This window comes from Paenibacillus sp. FSL L8-0158 (assembly GCF_038592965.1).
GTDB lineage: Bacteria > Bacillota > Bacilli > Paenibacillales > Paenibacillaceae > Paenibacillus > Paenibacillus polymyxa_D.
Map to the genome: position 1 here is coordinate 4,427,501 of NZ_CP151949.1, position 14,888 is coordinate 4,442,388.

Here is a 14,888-nt window from a genome sequence, read left to right on the forward strand (position 1 = left end):
TTAGGTTGTGTCATCTCTTCTTTGACTGCGGTATTTTTTTTATTCTCAGTAAAATCAGAATTCTCTTCTTTGTAGTGTGGAATATTAACTGTTTCTCCAACCAGTAGTGCATTCGGGTTTTTAAGCTGGGAATTGGCATCAATAATTAGCTTGAGCGGTACATTCCACGCCTTGGACAACTTCCACAATGAATCTCCTTGCTTAACCTTGTGTTGATATACCGTTGACGGCTGTGTTTCCATCGTGACAGGCTCTGTCGGAATTTTAATTTTCTCTCCGATGCTCAACTGATTAGGGTCTGCCAATTGGGGATTGGCGGCAATAACTTTCTCCAGCGTCACATTATACTTCTGTGCCAGCAAGTATAGAGTGTCACCTTTTTTGACGATGTGTATTTTCACAGGTCACAAACCTCCTAGACTTTCGTTCGGGCGGGATAAACGCCCGGCTTCTGTTATTACATCCTATGCACCTACCGGGCGAATGACCCCATACAAACAAAAAAATCCTTTTAACTAAATACTCTCGCGAGCATTCAGTTAAAAGGATTCGGTTTTATTTTAGTTCTGCCACACTTTGTAGCCATCCTGATCCACGATCTTCCGGAATTCAGTCAGGAGCTCCAAAGTCACTGGGCCAGCAACGCCGGAGCCGATCGTACGACCATCCACCTCATAAGCTGCAATAACTTCTGCCGCAGTTCCTGTAAAAAACACCTCGTCCGCAACATATACATCATGCAGTGTAAAAGGTTGTTCCTTAAGGGAGTACCCAAGCTTAGCACACAAATCGATAATAGCATTACGAGTAATTCCTTCAAGCGCTCCCAAATAGCAAGGAGGTGTATACAACACTCCGTTTTTGACAATGAAAATGTTGTCTGCAGAGCCTTCCGTCACATATCCTTGGGAATTGAGCATAATAGCCTCACCTACACCAGCATAGTTAGACTGGATCTTCACGAGGATATTGTTGAGATAGTTCAATGATTTAATCTTCGGATTCAAAGCATCCGGGATGTTGCGACGCTGAGAGACAGAAATTGTCTTCAGGCCAGTCAAGTAAGCTTCTTCTGGGTAAATGGCGAGCTGCTCCACGATAATGATGACACTCGCCTTCGCACAACGAAGAGGGTCTAAACCTAGATTTCCTGCACCTCGGGATACAACTAGACGGATATATCCGTTACGCATTTCGTTAAGACGAATCGTTTCAGCCATTGCTTCCAACATTTCATCAGGAGACAACGGAATGTTTAATTGAATGGATTTCGCAGAATCATACAGGCGCTCCAAGTGCTCCTTACATTTAAAAATATTCCCGTTATAAATACGAATGCCTTCAAATATACCGTCTCCGTACAAGAATCCATGATCATATACGGAAACCTTTGCGTTTTCCTTAGTCACATGCTGCCCATCCAGATAGATCCATTGTTCTGCCATTAAAATCACACCTCCGATTAATGTTCCTTTAAAGTAGGTTCGATCGCTGCTTCAACATACTTGTAGCTTGGATAAGAGCCAAGAATACGTACACGGCACCCCAAAGCCTCGATCTCTGCAAAGGCTGCCGGAAGCAGAACGGAATGCAGAGATTCCAAAACTTCAATGTAAAAATAATAATTCCCCAATTGCTTTTTGGTCGGACGCGATTCAATACGGGACAGATTTAACCTGCGCCATGCAAATGCGGATAAAACCTGATGCAGCGCTCCCGGGAAGTCCTGCGGCGGCGTGACCAAAATACTGGTGCGCTGACCTTCAGGCACACCCGGGAGACTTATAGGTTGATGACCGATCAAGACAAAGCGGGTAAAGTTGTTATCGTGATCCGTCACTTTGCTGGCCAAAATATCCAATCCGTGTTTGGCAGCCGCAAGCTTGGTTCCGAGAGCGGTCCAGCCTTTACCGGGGTTATGTTTAACAATTTCGACGGCTTCCGCCGTACTTCCTGCACTCTCCAGCTCGGCCTGAGGAGCGGAAGCCTGTATGAATTCTTTACACTGAGGAAGCGCTACAGGATGAGACATAATTTTGACCACTTTGCTCAAATCCAGCTTGTCCAAATCCTTCGTAAATTCGCTACGATGTCCAATAAGATTTTGAATTGAAGGATATACCCATTCCGCCTGCATTTGAATGTCTACTTCATGTACAAGCCAATCCATATGCAAACTTACAGAGCCATCAATCGTATTTTCAATGGGAATTACACTATAGTCTGCCTGTCCCTTGTCTACCGCCTGAAATACGTCCGCAATATGCTTGTAAAACAGTAATTTATGGGGCGTATCTCCTAACAAATACTTAATCGCTTCATGAGAAACGGTACCCTCAGGAAGAAGTGCAATTCGTCTCATATCGTAAGTTCCCCTTTAATCATATCCATAAAAGGGAGAGTATTCCCTTCTGTATATACTTTAACTCCTTCATTCTCCGGGCGCAATTTTAAAACAGACGCAGTGATCCCCTCTTTGTTCATGGTATCCGTTAAATATTGCTCCAGCTCTGCTTTCCGATTCTCCCGTTGATCCGTCAATGCCAGCAGCGTCGGTCCAGCCCCACTGAGAGCCACACCCAAGGCACCATAATGGTGTGCATCCTGCAGGATCTCTGTCATACCCGGCACAAGCGCCGCGCGGTAAGGCTGATGGAGCTGATCACGCATCGCTTCGGCGATTAAATCGGTTCTTCCCGATGCCAATGCTGCTACCAGCATGGAAGCATGACTTATATTATATACAGCATCCTTCAATGATACGTGCGCGGGTAGAACCTCTCTGGCTTTCGACGTGGACAGCTGAAAATCTGGAATAACTACCATAACCTCCAGATTGGCATCCGGTTCAAGCCGTAAATGCCTAGCATGCTCGCCGTCCCACATCGCTGTAATAATACCACCAAACAGGGAAGCTCCAACATTATCCGGATGTTTTTCAATGGCGCTTGCCATATCGAACAGCTTGGAACCCGGTAGAGGCGAGCCAATCAACGTATTTGCAGCGACCAAGGCGCCCACAATGGCAGAAGCACTGCTGCCCAAACCACGAGTGAGTGGAATATCTGAGTACATCGAAATATCGAGCTCAGGAACTGATACACCTGCTTCCCGAAAAACCATTTGTGCTACCTTAAAAATCAGATTAGTTTTATCTTGGGGAACACCATTCATTTCATCTCCGTATAAATGAAAAGCCGTCTGTTCGGCCTCCTTCATTTCAATCCATGCATATAAGGACAATGCCATGCCCAATGTATCAAAGCCGGGACCCAAGTTGGCCGTACTCGCAGGCACACGCACTCTTGCTGTTTTTAAAACGGTCATACAGACAATTCCTCCTGCTTTTATTGACTATCCCTCTACTCGATATACGCTCTTGATCCGACGGATGACGTCCAAAGTTTCAAAATGCTCCAAAACCTTTTTCATACTTGCTTTACTGGCTAAATGAGTCACGATAATAATTTCAGCATCGGGGTTAACCTCATTCGGTTGCTGCACAACAGATGCCAGACTGACATCAAATTCAGCAAATACTTGCGTAATCCGTGCCAACACCCCTGCTTTATCATCCACATGCAGAAGCACGAAGTTTTTGAAATACACATCTTCGTCGTTACTAATTTTTTTAGGGTTGTAAGGAACGATGGCTTTAAGCCCATTGACACCAAGTTTGAGATTTTTCACTACAGCTACTAAATCGGCTACAACCGATGTTGCCGTTGGCATTTCACCTGCACCCGCACCATAAAACATGGTTTCACCCACTGCTTCACCATGCACATATACCGCGTTGAATACCCCGTTCACCGAAGCCAATGGATGCTGCTTTCGTACCATAGTCGGCTGAACGTTAATCGTAAATTCATCACCTTGTCTCTCTGCAATGCCGAGTAATTTCATTTCATATCCTAGTTTTTTAGCAAAAGCAATATCTTCACTGGTTACCTTTGAAATGCCGCTGACACTTACATCCTTGAGCTCTACATTAGAGCGGAAACCCAGCGTGCCGAGAATTGCCATTTTACGGGCTGCATCCAGTCCTTCCACGTCTGAGGTCGGATCGGATTCAGCATACCCAAGCTCCTGCGCTTCCTTGAGAACTTCCTCGTACGAGGCCCCTTCCTGACTCATTTTGGTTAAAATAAAGTTTGTCGTACCGTTCACAATCCCCATAATGCGGGTAATGCGGTCGGAGGAGAAACCTTCAATTAATGTACGAATGATCGGGATACCACCTGCTACACTCGCTTCATAAAAAATATCACACTGCTTTTCCTGCGCCTTTGCTAATACTTCAGAACCGTGCAAAGCCATTAAGTCCTTATTTGCCGTTACGATGTGTTTACCCCGCTCCAGCGCTTCAAGAATGTACTCCTTCGTCTGATCAACGCCGCCCATAACTTCGATAATTACATCAATCTCAGGGTCCCGAATAACTTCCCATGGGTCCTCAGTAAGCTTGCTCGTCTCCACTTCAATGGAACGATATTTTTCTATGTTTTTTACAGCTATTTTTTCAATGATGATCGGTGAACCGACTTGTCTGCTCAAGTCTTCCTGATTGCCTTCTACGATTCGAACGACTCCCGTTCCTACCGTCCCCAAACCTAACAATCCTACTTTGACCGGTTTCATCCATTCCCCTCCTGCTAACTTTTATCTAATGAACTGTATTGCCTTAACCTTGCCCAATCAGGCGAACACGTTTGACTCCAGAGATATCTTCCAAGCCCTCCAGTAGAACACCCAACTCTTCACTGAGTCTGGACATTTCTACCGAGATGACTACGTTGGCTCTGCCTTGCAGTGGAATACTTTGCTGGATCGTCAGCACATTGCCTCCGAAATCTGCCACTCTGCCAAGCACCCTGGACAACATTCCGGATTGATGCTCCAAATCAATAGAGATATTAACAATTCGCTCACGCTCCAGCTGGTTAACCAAATGTATGCCATCCTTATATTTGTAAAAGGCGCTTCGGCTTAGCCCAACTTGCTCGACGGCATCATGCACGGTTTTAACATCTCCTGAAGCCAGCAGCAGTTTCACCTGTATGGTCTTAACAATAGCTTCAGGCAAAATATCTTCCCGTACCAAGTAATAGCGCTCTTTCAAGAACGTCCTCTCCTCAAAGACTTATGTTTTTGTATAGAGGACATTATATCGAAACTCATGAAAATCGGCAAGCAAACAATGCAAAAAACGGCTACTGCCTTCTATAGAGTTTCCTATAGTACAGTAACCGTTCAGGTTTTAGACCTTAATTTAAAATTTAGTAGTAGCTGCTGCCTTCAACAAATTCGAACTCGAAATCAGCAATGCGTACAGATGTACCATCTTTGGCACCACGCTTGCGTAACTCAGCATCCACACCCATGTGGCGTAACGTTCTTGCTAATTTCAAAATAGCATCATGCGAGTTCAACTGCATGCGCTTCATCATGCGCTCAATTTTAGGGCTCTGCACCACGAATGTATCGTTTTCACGTACAATTGTAAAGCCCTCGTCTTCTGCTGTATCCAGCTTAAATACCTTACGTTCATTGACTTCTGCTACTTCCTCAACAACCGGCTCGTCTGGTATTTGATCCAGCAAATCAGCAGCCCGGTAGAGCAGTTCCTTCACACCTTGACGTGTCAGTGAGGAAATAGGCATGATTTCAAGATCAGGACGTATAGAAGCAATCTGCTCTTTGAAGTGAGCCAGGTTTTCTTCCGCTTCCGGCATATCCATTTTATTGGCCGCTACAATTTGTGGACGCTCAGCCAATGCTGCATTATATTGCTTCAATTCGTCGTTAATTTTAGTCCAATCTTCAAACGGGTCACGTCCTTCGGAGCCCGCCATATCCACAACATGGATAATAATACGCGTCCGCTCAATGTGCCGCAGAAATTCATGTCCCAGCCCAATACCTTCATGAGCTCCTTCAATCAAACCAGGCAAATCCGCCATCACAAAGTTACGATGATCACCCACATCCACAACGCCCAAATTCGGAGTAATCGTTGTAAAGTGGTATGCCCCAATTTTTGGTTTCGCGGAAGATACAACCGACAACAAGGTAGACTTTCCTACACTAGGGAACCCGACCAAACCTACGTCAGCCATCACTTTTAACTCAAGCGTGATATAACGTTCTTGTCCTTCTGCGCCGTTCTCAGCCAACTCAGGCGCTGGATTACTCGGCGTAGCAAAACGGATGTTCCCGCGTCCTCCGCGTCCTCCTTTAGCTACGACGACTTGTTGACCATGACGTGTCATATCTGCTACTACTTCACCAGTATCATCATCTATGATGACCGTTCCCGGTGGTATACGTACGATCATGTGCTCCGCATTGGCTCCGTGTTGACTTTTGTTACGACCTTTCACTCCACGCTGGGCTTTAAAATGCCGTTGGTACCGAAAATCCATCAAGGTACGCAAACCCTCATCTACACGGAAAATTACATCTCCACCGTTCCCTCCGTCACCACCACCTGGGCCACCTTCAGGAACGTATTTCTCACGACGAAACGCAATTAATCCGTCTCCGCCGTCTCCGCCTTTAACAAAAATCTTCGCTTTATCTACAAACATGGTTACACCTTCCTTATGTCTGGCACTGCATCCGAATTTGAAGCATTTCGCCCGTAGGGAGCTTCTCTGTTCGAATGCGTTCACTTCCGGGTACGGATCTGACCCGCTTAAGGATATTCAAATCCGCAGGTATGTCACTTCCTTCAAAACGGACGATAACATCATTCTGATCCATACCGAAATAAAGTGTCAATCTGCGCACTTCTCCCCAGGACGACCGGCCCCCGCCATATTGATACGCACGCACCGTTTCTATGACGGCCGAGGCAAGCGACTCGCCGTCTTCGGGAGACATGACAGCGTCTAACTTTAAATGCTCCTCAACCTGTACCGACAACTGTAAATTACCGGCGTTCACGCGAAAAGACTGTAAATAAAACACCAGTGAGGGAATACCCAACTTAGATATTTTACTGTCTTCCGCCACGCGCCTTTTTATTATTTCCACATAAGCAACAGATTTATCATGCTTATTCATGCGAATATATCCATAAAGCACCTGCAAGTCATTCATCCAGTCATGCCGATGATGGTTAAGCATTGCAATCGCTGTACGCTCAAAAGAACGCAAAGCAGCTTTCCGCTCACACTCAACCTGTCTATGCGTATACCACATACCAAAGCATGCAGCAACTACAGACCATACTGCTAATAAGATAATCGTTAATACTTCGGGATAGAGCAGTGAAAAAACCAAAGGAATCAGAATGGAACCCAACGCCAGATAAGGCGCTCTTATCCGCTGGAACATGGCTTCTCTCCGTTCTGCGATAATTAAATGGATTATTAAAGAACCTTAATCCAGTATAGCACAGACTAACTTTCCAGTTCATTACCATCATGCAAAAAAGCCTCCGACAAAAGTGCCGGAGGCTTTTCAGCGTGTCTAAGCCGCTATTAAGCTTCTACAGTAGCTGCTACTGGAGCAACGTCGATCGGGTAGATGCTCACCTTTTTGCGATCACGGCCCCAACGTTCGAACTTCACAACGCCGTCCACTTTCGCGAACAGAGTGTCGTCCTTACCGATGCCCACGTTCGTGCCCGGGTGAATTTTCGTTCCGCGTTGACGAACCAGGATGCTACCGCCGGTAACTGCTTGACCGTCAGCACGTTTCACTCCAAGACGTTTCGATCTACTGTCACGTCCGTTTTTTGTGGAACCTACACCTTTTTTCGATGCGAATAATTGAAGATCCAATGTCAATTTCAACATGATGTCTACCTCCTTCTTTGATTATTTTCTATTTGAATATACTTACCGTATGATTCAGCAATACTTGTCAGCATAATCACCATGGACTCCAGCAACAGTTGAACCTGTGCGTTCGCATCATGATAACTTTCAGGAGAAAGATACGCGCTTAAAAAGCCGTTTTCCATTTCTGTTTCCATCTCAACGTTCGTAAGAGCTACAATCGAATTGACAGTTCCTACCGTTACCGCTGAAACGCCAGCACATACGATATCCTCGCCAGATTTAGCGAAATTCGCATGCCCTTTAACGGAAAACCCCTGTATGCTGCCATCCTCCAGTCGTGTAATACGCACGATAATCACTTATCGCACCCTCTTACGCTTGGATTTTTTCAATCGTCACTTTCGTGTACGGTTGACGATGACCTTGCTTCACATGGTAGTTCTTTTTAGGTTTGTATTTGTATACGATGACCTTTTGACCTTGACCATGCTTCTCAACTTTAGCTGTTACAGAAGCTCCAGAAAGAAGCGGTGTACCTGCTGTCAAGCCATTGTCGCCGGACACTGCCAGAACACGATCGAACGTTACAGTTTCACCATCATTAGCTTCCAACTTCTCAATGAACAATACGTCGCCCTCTTGAACTTTGTATTGCTTACCACCTGTTTCGATAATTGCGTACATTTGCTTGCACCTCCTTATGTCTCAGACTCGCCTAATAGCAGGTGGCAGGTTCCCTTAGGATACTGCACTTCAGTACCTGATTGGAGCGGTTACAGCATGTGCAGCCAATCTTACGCATCACACATACTAAATGATTGTAGCACAAGCTTTGTACACATTCAACCTTTAGTTTTAAAATGATTTTTGGTTACGCATCGCTCTACACGAGCGTCTTTTCCTCACGCACTTTTTTGCGGGTCATTTCCAGCAAACCTAACCGCGTCCAACCAACAACATAAGATTTGGTCCGATCCTTCTTCAATCTTGCTTCCAGCACAGAGGATACCTCCCGACGGTTCTCCTCTTGTTCCATGTCAATAAAATCAATGATGATGATACCACCAATATCACGAACACGTACCAGGCGGGCAATCTCTTGAGCTGCTTCCATGTTAGTCCGGGTCACCGTCTCTTCTAGATTACTGCCTCCCGTAAACTTTCCCGTATTCACATCAATGACGGTTAACGCCTCCGTATGATCAATGACAATGTATCCACCGCCCTGCAGCCATACCTTTCGCGCAAAATCGCGTTCCAGCTGCTCATGAATGCCATAAGCTTTAAAAATCGTTTCTTCTGCACCGCGAAATATACTTACATGAGCTTTCGCAGGACCAATCTGTTGCAGCATGATTTCTGCATCCTTTGCTTGCTCTTCACTGTCAATAACCAGTTCATCCTGTTCAGGTGTAAACACATCCCGAATCAATCGCTGAACAATACTTAAATCCCGGTGTAATTCGCACGGAGCCGAGTATTCACTAGCTTTACGCTGAATAGCCGTCCACTGCTTACGAAGTTGATTCAGATCATTTTCAATCGCATCTATACTCATGTCCTCCGAAACGGTACGGATTATGAGTCCTTCCTCACTTGTGCGTAGCTGCTCTCCCATTGCTTTCAAACGGGTACGTTCGCCCTCACGTTCGATCTTCTTGGATACGGCCACATAATCAGCACGGGGCATATATACGATCCAGCGACCCGGAAGTGAAAAATGAGTGGTGACCCTGGCTCCTTTGCTACCAACTGCCTCTTTTAATACCTGTACTACAATTTCCTGCCCCACCTTTAACACTTCAGAAATGGATGGCTTTACCTCCGGCTGCTTGTCCAAATGAGCATGAAGTACGTCATCTACATACAAAAAGGCATTCTTTCGCTGTCCAATGTCAACAAAGGCGGCTTGCATACCTGGTAGCACATTGACCACCCTCGCTTTGAAAAAAGAACCTAGAATCCCCCGTTTTCGCGGTAGTTCGGCCGCATATTCAACCAATCGTCCCTCTTCCAACAGCGCCATTTGGGTCATCTGCTGCTGGCATTGTACAATCATTTGCTTCATGGTTTTTCAACCTCTCTGGATACAGCCTCTTCCTTAACTCATAAAACATTATTTGGGCTTGGGTTCTCCACCATCTGGCGGGCGTGTCGCAAAATATGAGCGAATAAGACGTTGCTCCGGCAGTACGGCTACAATTCGTCCCTGTTCATTCATAACATAAACCATATGATACCGATCTCTTCTGAAAAGACGCAGAATAGGCTCCAAATGTTTCACTGGCAGGGATACAATAGGCAAGGCAATACTTCCCTTAGCTATTTCGCGGTAAAAAAGCTCGTCCCTTCCCAGCAAAAACCGTATAAAACGGTAAGGGATATTCCGATAATCCACAATATTAGAATAAAGCAAAAAAATCCCTACCGCCAGCAGATTTAAATGCATAGGCCCATTTTGCCTTAACAACGGTGAAATACCATACATACAAAATAGCAGACTCGTTACGATACTGGCCCTAAAAGTCCACACTAATGTGCGGTGATAAGAAAAGGATAAACTAATCATTGCCTGTAATATTTTCCCACCATCAAGTGGTAAAATGGGCAGCAAATTAAACAGTCCAATAACTGCATTCCCCTGAATTATATAATTTACATAATCATACTCCGGTCCACTCACATTTCTGAACCATAAAAGGATGATGATCATGATTCCGTTTTGCAGGGGCCCCGCTAGCGCAATGACAATCTCCTTCCACGCATTGAGCTTCCCCTGATCTTCAATGACCGCCACTCCTCCAAAGGGTAACATCTGTATGGAAAGCACCCGCGCGCCTAACAACGAAGCAGCTGTCGCATGACCTAGCTCATGAATAAACACCAATGTAAATAAAGTGATGATCTCAATAAAATGTCCCGTTATTATAGAGGTCAGCATAACCAATACAAACAGTGGATGTAGTGATAAGGTCACCCCTCGGACATTAATCAAGGGCTACCACTTCCGACGGGTCAATGTAGTGATCCCCTCTCTGAACTGCCAAAAACAAAGTTGCCGCCTCGCTGCCGCTGTGACTTGCTGGCAGTACACCGATCTCATCTCCCTCCTGAACCCAGTCGTTCACTTTTAAGGTAGAGCGAGAAAGCCTTCCGTAAGTTGCTGTGATACCGCCAGTGTGTCGAACTGTAACCGAAATCCCGCTTTTGGGATGATTTAATATGTCTAATACTCGTCCTGCATCTATACTTTTAACAGCGATTGCCCCGTTGTCAGTGACATTCGGCGTAATTTCTACCCCTTTCAGGCTCAGTACAAAAGGCTGTGTTATAGTGCCTTCGATCGGTGGAGAGCCCTTTCGGTTTGCGGCTACCTTGTGCGTTTCATGCTCCTCGCCAAAAATCGGCAAAAAGGAAGGAGCTCCGTCAAAATAAGTTTCATACCATTGTCCGACGGCTGCAAAATCCATATCCTTATTCAAGGCATCCGCAATAAACATTCTCAAATTCACTGCATAGGGAATATCCCAACGAAACATCCCCCATACCATTCCAAATAACACCGTTGCTATGACTGATCTTCGCCAAAAGGAAGTCCAAAAAGACGGACCACGATTCGCCCCAAAAGATTGCTGCCAGCGTTGCCGCTCATTTTTCCACTCAGTTTCTGGGTCTCTGGGCGAGTTGGCACTGACTATAGGCATCGACCTCATATCTTTATCCCCGTGCCTGTTCTGATATATGCCAGAGGGATACGTCTCCGCTTTGCTTCCCGCAATTAGCTGCTGAATACGTTCTTCTCTGCGCTGCTTGATTCCGGAATTTTTATTCATCCTGTTCAGCCCCCTCAGCGAGGTATGTTTGATACATCTTATGAGGACGGGCTTCAACTTATGTTGTTCGGTTCGGGAATAAGTACCTAAAAATCAAAAAAACCGGCGCTAGCGCACCGGATTTGTTTTGTATTTATAATATTTATGTAGTGACCCTAAATTTTGAGAAGCCGTATTATAGGAATTTAAAAAGACAAACCAAAAACACTTAAATAAGATTATTACTTATTTAAGTGTCTAGTATTACAAATGAATACTACTACAGCTCCTACCTTAGAACCAATGAAAAATCACGTAGGAAGTGTGGAAGCAATTTACCAGCCATAACTTCCGGTTTTCCTCATCCACCCATACCAAAAAACTTCTTAAAGCGTGTCATCACGCTTTTCTTCTGGTCCAGCTGCATGAGGGGCACCGTATCGCCCAAAATTCGTCTCGCAATGTTACGGTAAGCAATCGCGGCCTGTGAATCTGGATTCATAACGGTAGGCTCCCCTGTATTAGCTGCTTTAATTACCATTTCATCATCCGGCACAATCCCAATAAGGTCTATGCTAAGCACTTGTAAAATCCCATCAATATCCAGCATATCTCCGGATTTAACCATGCTATTGCGAATGCGGTTAACCACCAACTTGGGTGATATCACATGTGAGCTTTCCAGTAAACCAATTACCCGGTCTGCATCGCGTACGGCTGCATTTTCCGGAGTGGTCACAACAATGGCCTGATCCGCCCCAGCAATGGCATTTTTAAAGCCTTGTTCAATACCCGCAGGGCAATCGATCAATATATATTCAAAATCCTTTTTAAGCTCCAAAATAATATCCTTAACCTGCTCCGGCGTAACAGCACTCTTGTCCTTGGTTTGAGCGGCTGGCAGCATATACAGCTCCTCAAAACGCTTGTCCTTAACCAGTGCCTGATTTAAACGGCAACGACCTTCTGCTACATCAACAAGGTCGTAAATAATTCGGTTTTCCAGACCCATCACAACGTCTAGATTACGCAAACCGATATCCGTATCCACCAAACATACCTTTTTGCCGAGCAGTGCAAGCGCTGTTCCTATATTGGCTGACGTCGTCGTTTTGCCGACGCCGCCTTTTCCTGAAGTGACGACGATAGCCTCTCCCATGTGCTACACCCCTTTGAACACGTTAAAATCGCGGCCCAGACGCACAATATTGCTCATTTTATCTATTTGCATAGCGCCATCCTTGAGATACGCAAATTCCATACCGGATTCACGTGTCTCCCATTCGTCTGGTGGACGGCTGATCATTTCGGAAATTCGCAGCTGTGTCGGTGCAAAATAGGAAGCCGCAATAATCGCTTCACTATTTCCCTCCATCCCTGCATGCGCCATGCCTCGCAGAGCGCCGAGGACATAAATATCACCAGTACATGTTATAATTCCACCCGGGTTTACATCTCCCAAAAAGAGTAGGTTCCCATTGTGATGAAGCACTTGACCAGATCGGATAATCCCTGTCACCGTGTGAATAGGGGGCTTTCCCTGCACTTCCACAGGCAGTCCAGGTGATTCTACAGACCTGATGAGCAGATTCCCCTTTTGCTTCAAAATCTCCAGAATACTTTCCTTCTGTTCCTCTGTCACTTCTCGGCTTCCCAGTTTAATATCCACATGAATGATCGGGCCTGTTAAAATATTTTGATGACTGTGCTCCAGCTTAAAACGCAGCTCACCCAGCAAATTCTCAAACTCGCATTGATCGTCCAGCAGGAATACCAGGCCATCTTTGATGCCTTTAATCGTGACATGATTCGATTTCACCGCCATTAGCCTGTCCCTCCTATCTCAATCATTTCGTCCCCGGGACGTCAAATCCCTGCTAACCCGGACAAAATGTGTGTAAAAAGACCTAGACAGCCTCTTCCTTTTTCACACGGGTACCCAAACGCTGCAACTGCTTGCGAACTGGGACATAAATGATGAGGGCGAACAGAAAATGGATAAATAAATCAGGAATTATATACTGAGCAAGTGCCCAATTGAAAGTCTGATGATTTAGCTGGAACAGCTGATCAATGGCAAAAAGCATAGAATCCAAGAGGAAACTACCAATCAACACGGCTGCCATCATAATGGGCATCTGCGCACGTCTAGCTGTAAAAACAAGCCCCAATAAGTATGCAGACAACCCCATTGCAAAAGAATAAGGCCCAATGATAAACCCATAGAACACTACATCATGAATAAGTCCAAAAACAATACCTAGCACCAATGCTGTATGACGGCTGTAATACACAGACACAAACAAGATTACGACATACACAAAATTCGGAACCATTCTTGAATGCCAACTATCCGGAAGAAGCCATGGAAGAATCGTCCCTTCAGCTATAAACAGTACAAACAGCAGCAGTATTAGAACCTGACCGCGCATCTTCATTATTCCGGTACCTCAGGAGTGTAGAGGATGAGCAGTTCTTTCCAATCCACAAAGCTGGCTGCCGGTTTAATAATCGCTGTCCGTGTTTTGCCAAACTCCCCAACCTGAATCTTCTCTACCGTTCCAATCATCAGGTTTTTGCGGAATTTACCACCTGCGCCAGATGTAATAATCTGATCACCCTTTGCGATTGGATCTTTTTCCTCAATGCGAGTCATTTGAAATCTGTTCGTACCCGGATCATAGCTTTCAATCATACCAAACGATTGATTTTCCTTGCCCAAGACTGTCGCTGCAATAGCATAAGAATTCGGATTTTTAGGATCCAGTGTAGTCAATAGTGTAACGGTGGACGTAAAATTCCCCGTTTGACTAATGACTCCTACAAATCCTTCAAGCGAACTGACTTCCTGACCAACCTTCGCTCCGTCCTTCTCACCAATATCGATCACAAGCGTTTTGGAATCATTGCTGACGCTGTTCACTTGAGCAACACGATAATCATAATTATTTTTCGCCTTTTGCGTTTGGGTGAACTTCAGTTCATTCTGCAGTCTGGCATTTGTTTCAACATAATTATGGGTCTGAATTTGGTCACGAGTCAGCTTTGCCACAGCAATTTTTAACCGTTCATTTTCTTCGTAGATGCTGCGCATATTCCCGATATCTTCAAAGAAGCCCGCTATTGCTGAAGCGGGCCTGTAAAAGATACCTTGCACAAAGCCAATCGAATCTCTGGCGAACTTCTCGGGCCAGGTTAAGGAATTTCTCTGTCCAAGTGTAATCCCCATAAGGGCAATAAACAGAACGATTCCGATCAATAGAACAAATAGTCTTTTATTGCCAAA

General features: G+C 45.3%; 18 protein-coding genes and 1 other annotated feature (1 of these 19 cut by a window edge). All 18 genes read right to left on the reverse strand.

Translation table 11 applies throughout. The annotated features are described in order from the left end of the window. Positions 1 to 401, reverse strand: partial view of a LysM peptidoglycan-binding domain-containing protein gene (locus NSQ68_RS19470; RefSeq protein ID WP_342426925.1) — the start only. The gene continues 1,264 nt to the left of window position 1, outside the view; the window shows 401 of its 1,665 coding nt (coding positions 1-401); its start codon is at positions 399 to 401; the stop codon falls past the left edge of the window. Positions 402 to 560: 159 nt separating this feature from the next. Further along, the gene (ilvE, locus tag NSQ68_RS19475; RefSeq protein ID WP_342426926.1) at positions 561 to 1,445 is read right to left on the reverse strand and encodes a branched-chain-amino-acid transaminase; all 885 of its coding nucleotides are present in this window, start codon (positions 1,443 to 1,445) and stop codon (positions 561 to 563) included. Between the two features lie 17 nt (positions 1,446 to 1,462). Continuing rightward, positions 1,463 to 2,362: a prephenate dehydratase gene (gene pheA / locus NSQ68_RS19480; protein WP_342426927.1), complete on the reverse strand. Its 900-nt coding sequence runs from the start codon at positions 2,360 to 2,362 to the stop codon at positions 1,463 to 1,465. After that, the gene (thrB, locus tag NSQ68_RS19485) at positions 2,359 to 3,327 is read right to left on the reverse strand and encodes a homoserine kinase (RefSeq protein ID WP_307353465.1); all 969 of its coding nucleotides are present in this window, start codon (positions 3,325 to 3,327) and stop codon (positions 2,359 to 2,361) included. The genes pheA and thrB overlap by 4 nt, the downstream gene beginning before the upstream one ends. Positions 3,328 to 3,354: 27 nt before the next feature. Continuing rightward, on the reverse strand, positions 3,355 to 4,641 hold the full coding sequence (locus tag NSQ68_RS19490) for a homoserine dehydrogenase (RefSeq protein WP_029518429.1): 1,287 nt from the start codon (positions 4,639 to 4,641) through the stop codon (positions 3,355 to 3,357). Between the two features lie 43 nt (positions 4,642 to 4,684). Then, on the reverse strand, positions 4,685 to 5,122 hold the full coding sequence (locus NSQ68_RS19495; protein WP_013311587.1) for an ACT domain-containing protein: 438 nt from the start codon (positions 5,120 to 5,122) through the stop codon (positions 4,685 to 4,687). Between the two features lie 157 nt (positions 5,123 to 5,279). After that, positions 5,280 to 6,590 carry a GTPase ObgE gene (obgE, locus tag NSQ68_RS19500; RefSeq protein WP_039272573.1) on the reverse strand — a complete coding sequence of 437 codons (1,311 nt, stop codon included), beginning with the start codon at positions 6,588 to 6,590 and terminating at the stop codon, positions 5,280 to 5,282. 13 nt (positions 6,591 to 6,603) lie between these two features. Then, entirely contained in the window at positions 6,604 to 7,341 is a 738-nt protein-coding gene (locus tag NSQ68_RS19505; RefSeq protein ID WP_342426928.1) for a Spo0B domain-containing protein, read from the reverse strand. Positions 7,342 to 7,487: 146 nt separating this feature from the next. Continuing rightward, entirely contained in the window at positions 7,488 to 7,805 is a 318-nt protein-coding gene (gene rpmA, locus NSQ68_RS19510; RefSeq protein WP_013311590.1) for a 50S ribosomal protein L27, read from the reverse strand. Positions 7,806 to 7,810: 5 nt separating this feature from the next. Next, complete coding sequence (locus NSQ68_RS19515) at positions 7,811 to 8,149, reverse strand: ribosomal-processing cysteine protease Prp (RefSeq protein WP_307353462.1); 339 nt, start codon at positions 8,147 to 8,149, stop codon at positions 7,811 to 7,813. Positions 8,150 to 8,162: 13 nt separating this feature from the next. After that, positions 8,163 to 8,474, reverse strand: a complete 312-nt coding sequence (gene rplU / locus NSQ68_RS19520; protein ID WP_013311592.1) for a 50S ribosomal protein L21 — start codon at positions 8,472 to 8,474, stop codon at positions 8,163 to 8,165. A 13-nt stretch (positions 8,475 to 8,487) separates the two neighbouring features. Continuing rightward, positions 8,488 to 8,575 (reverse strand) — a sequence feature (ribosomal protein L21 leader region). 98 nt (positions 8,576 to 8,673) lie between these two features. Then, positions 8,674 to 9,858, reverse strand: a complete 1,185-nt coding sequence (locus NSQ68_RS19525; protein ID WP_342426929.1) for an Rne/Rng family ribonuclease — start codon at positions 9,856 to 9,858, stop codon at positions 8,674 to 8,676. 48 nt (positions 9,859 to 9,906) lie between these two features. Then, positions 9,907 to 10,785 carry a M50 family metallopeptidase gene (locus NSQ68_RS19530; protein ID WP_307353460.1) on the reverse strand — a complete coding sequence of 293 codons (879 nt, stop codon included), beginning with the start codon at positions 10,783 to 10,785 and terminating at the stop codon, positions 9,907 to 9,909. Continuing rightward, complete coding sequence (locus tag NSQ68_RS19535; RefSeq protein ID WP_342426930.1) at positions 10,778 to 11,623, reverse strand: M23 family metallopeptidase; 846 nt, start codon at positions 11,621 to 11,623, stop codon at positions 10,778 to 10,780. Before NSQ68_RS19535 ends, NSQ68_RS19530 begins: the two co-directional genes overlap by 8 nt. A 340-nt stretch (positions 11,624 to 11,963) precedes the next feature. Further along, entirely contained in the window at positions 11,964 to 12,761 is a 798-nt protein-coding gene (gene minD / locus NSQ68_RS19540) for a septum site-determining protein MinD (protein ID WP_013311596.1), read from the reverse strand. A 3-nt stretch (positions 12,762 to 12,764) separates the two neighbouring features. Continuing rightward, positions 12,765 to 13,427: a septum site-determining protein MinC gene (locus NSQ68_RS19545; RefSeq protein ID WP_029518422.1), complete on the reverse strand. Its 663-nt coding sequence runs from the start codon at positions 13,425 to 13,427 to the stop codon at positions 12,765 to 12,767. Between the two features lie 82 nt (positions 13,428 to 13,509). After that, positions 13,510 to 14,040 carry a rod shape-determining protein MreD gene (gene mreD, locus NSQ68_RS19550; RefSeq protein WP_029518421.1) on the reverse strand — a complete coding sequence of 177 codons (531 nt, stop codon included), beginning with the start codon at positions 14,038 to 14,040 and terminating at the stop codon, positions 13,510 to 13,512. Next, entirely contained in the window at positions 14,040 to 14,861 is an 822-nt protein-coding gene (mreC, locus tag NSQ68_RS19555; RefSeq protein ID WP_023989952.1) for a rod shape-determining protein MreC, read from the reverse strand. Before mreC ends, mreD begins: the two co-directional genes overlap by 1 nt. Positions 14,862 to 14,888: the final 27 nt, after the last annotated feature.

What these genes read in the sequence shown, in the direction of transcription:
- ilvE (WP_342426926.1), bottom strand. Translation starts at nt 1,445, where the DNA reads ATGGCAGAACAATGGATCTATCTGGATGGGCAGCATGTGACTAAGGAA.
- pheA (WP_342426927.1), bottom strand. Translation starts at nt 2,362, where the DNA reads ATGAGACGAATTGCACTTCTTCCTGAGGGTACCGTTTCTCATGAAGCG.
- thrB (WP_307353465.1), bottom strand. Translation starts at nt 3,327, where the DNA reads ATGACCGTTTTAAAAACAGCAAGAGTGCGTGTGCCTGCGAGTACGGCC.
- NSQ68_RS19490 (WP_029518429.1), bottom strand. Translation starts at nt 4,641, where the DNA reads ATGAAACCGGTCAAAGTAGGATTGTTAGGTTTGGGGACGGTAGGAACG.
- obgE (WP_039272573.1), bottom strand. Translation starts at nt 6,590, where the DNA reads ATGTTTGTAGATAAAGCGAAGATTTTTGTTAAAGGCGGAGACGGCGGA.
- NSQ68_RS19505 (WP_342426928.1), bottom strand. Translation starts at nt 7,341, where the DNA reads ATGTTCCAGCGGATAAGAGCGCCTTATCTGGCGTTGGGTTCCATTCTG.
- rpmA (WP_013311590.1), bottom strand. Translation starts at nt 7,805, where the DNA reads ATGTTGAAATTGACATTGGATCTTCAATTATTCGCATCGAAAAAAGGT.
- rplU (WP_013311592.1), bottom strand. Translation starts at nt 8,474, where the DNA reads ATGTACGCAATTATCGAAACAGGTGGTAAGCAATACAAAGTTCAAGAG.
- NSQ68_RS19525 (WP_342426929.1), bottom strand. Translation starts at nt 9,858, where the DNA reads ATGAAGCAAATGATTGTACAATGCCAGCAGCAGATGACCCAAATGGCG.
- NSQ68_RS19535 (WP_342426930.1), bottom strand. Translation starts at nt 11,623, where the DNA reads ATGAATAAAAATTCCGGAATCAAGCAGCGCAGAGAAGAACGTATTCAG.
- minD (WP_013311596.1), bottom strand. Translation starts at nt 12,761, where the DNA reads ATGGGAGAGGCTATCGTCGTCACTTCAGGAAAAGGCGGCGTCGGCAAA.
- NSQ68_RS19545 (WP_029518422.1), bottom strand. Translation starts at nt 13,427, where the DNA reads ATGGCGGTGAAATCGAATCATGTCACGATTAAAGGCATCAAAGATGGC.
- mreD (WP_029518421.1), bottom strand. Translation starts at nt 14,040, where the DNA reads ATGAAGATGCGCGGTCAGGTTCTAATACTGCTGCTGTTTGTACTGTTT.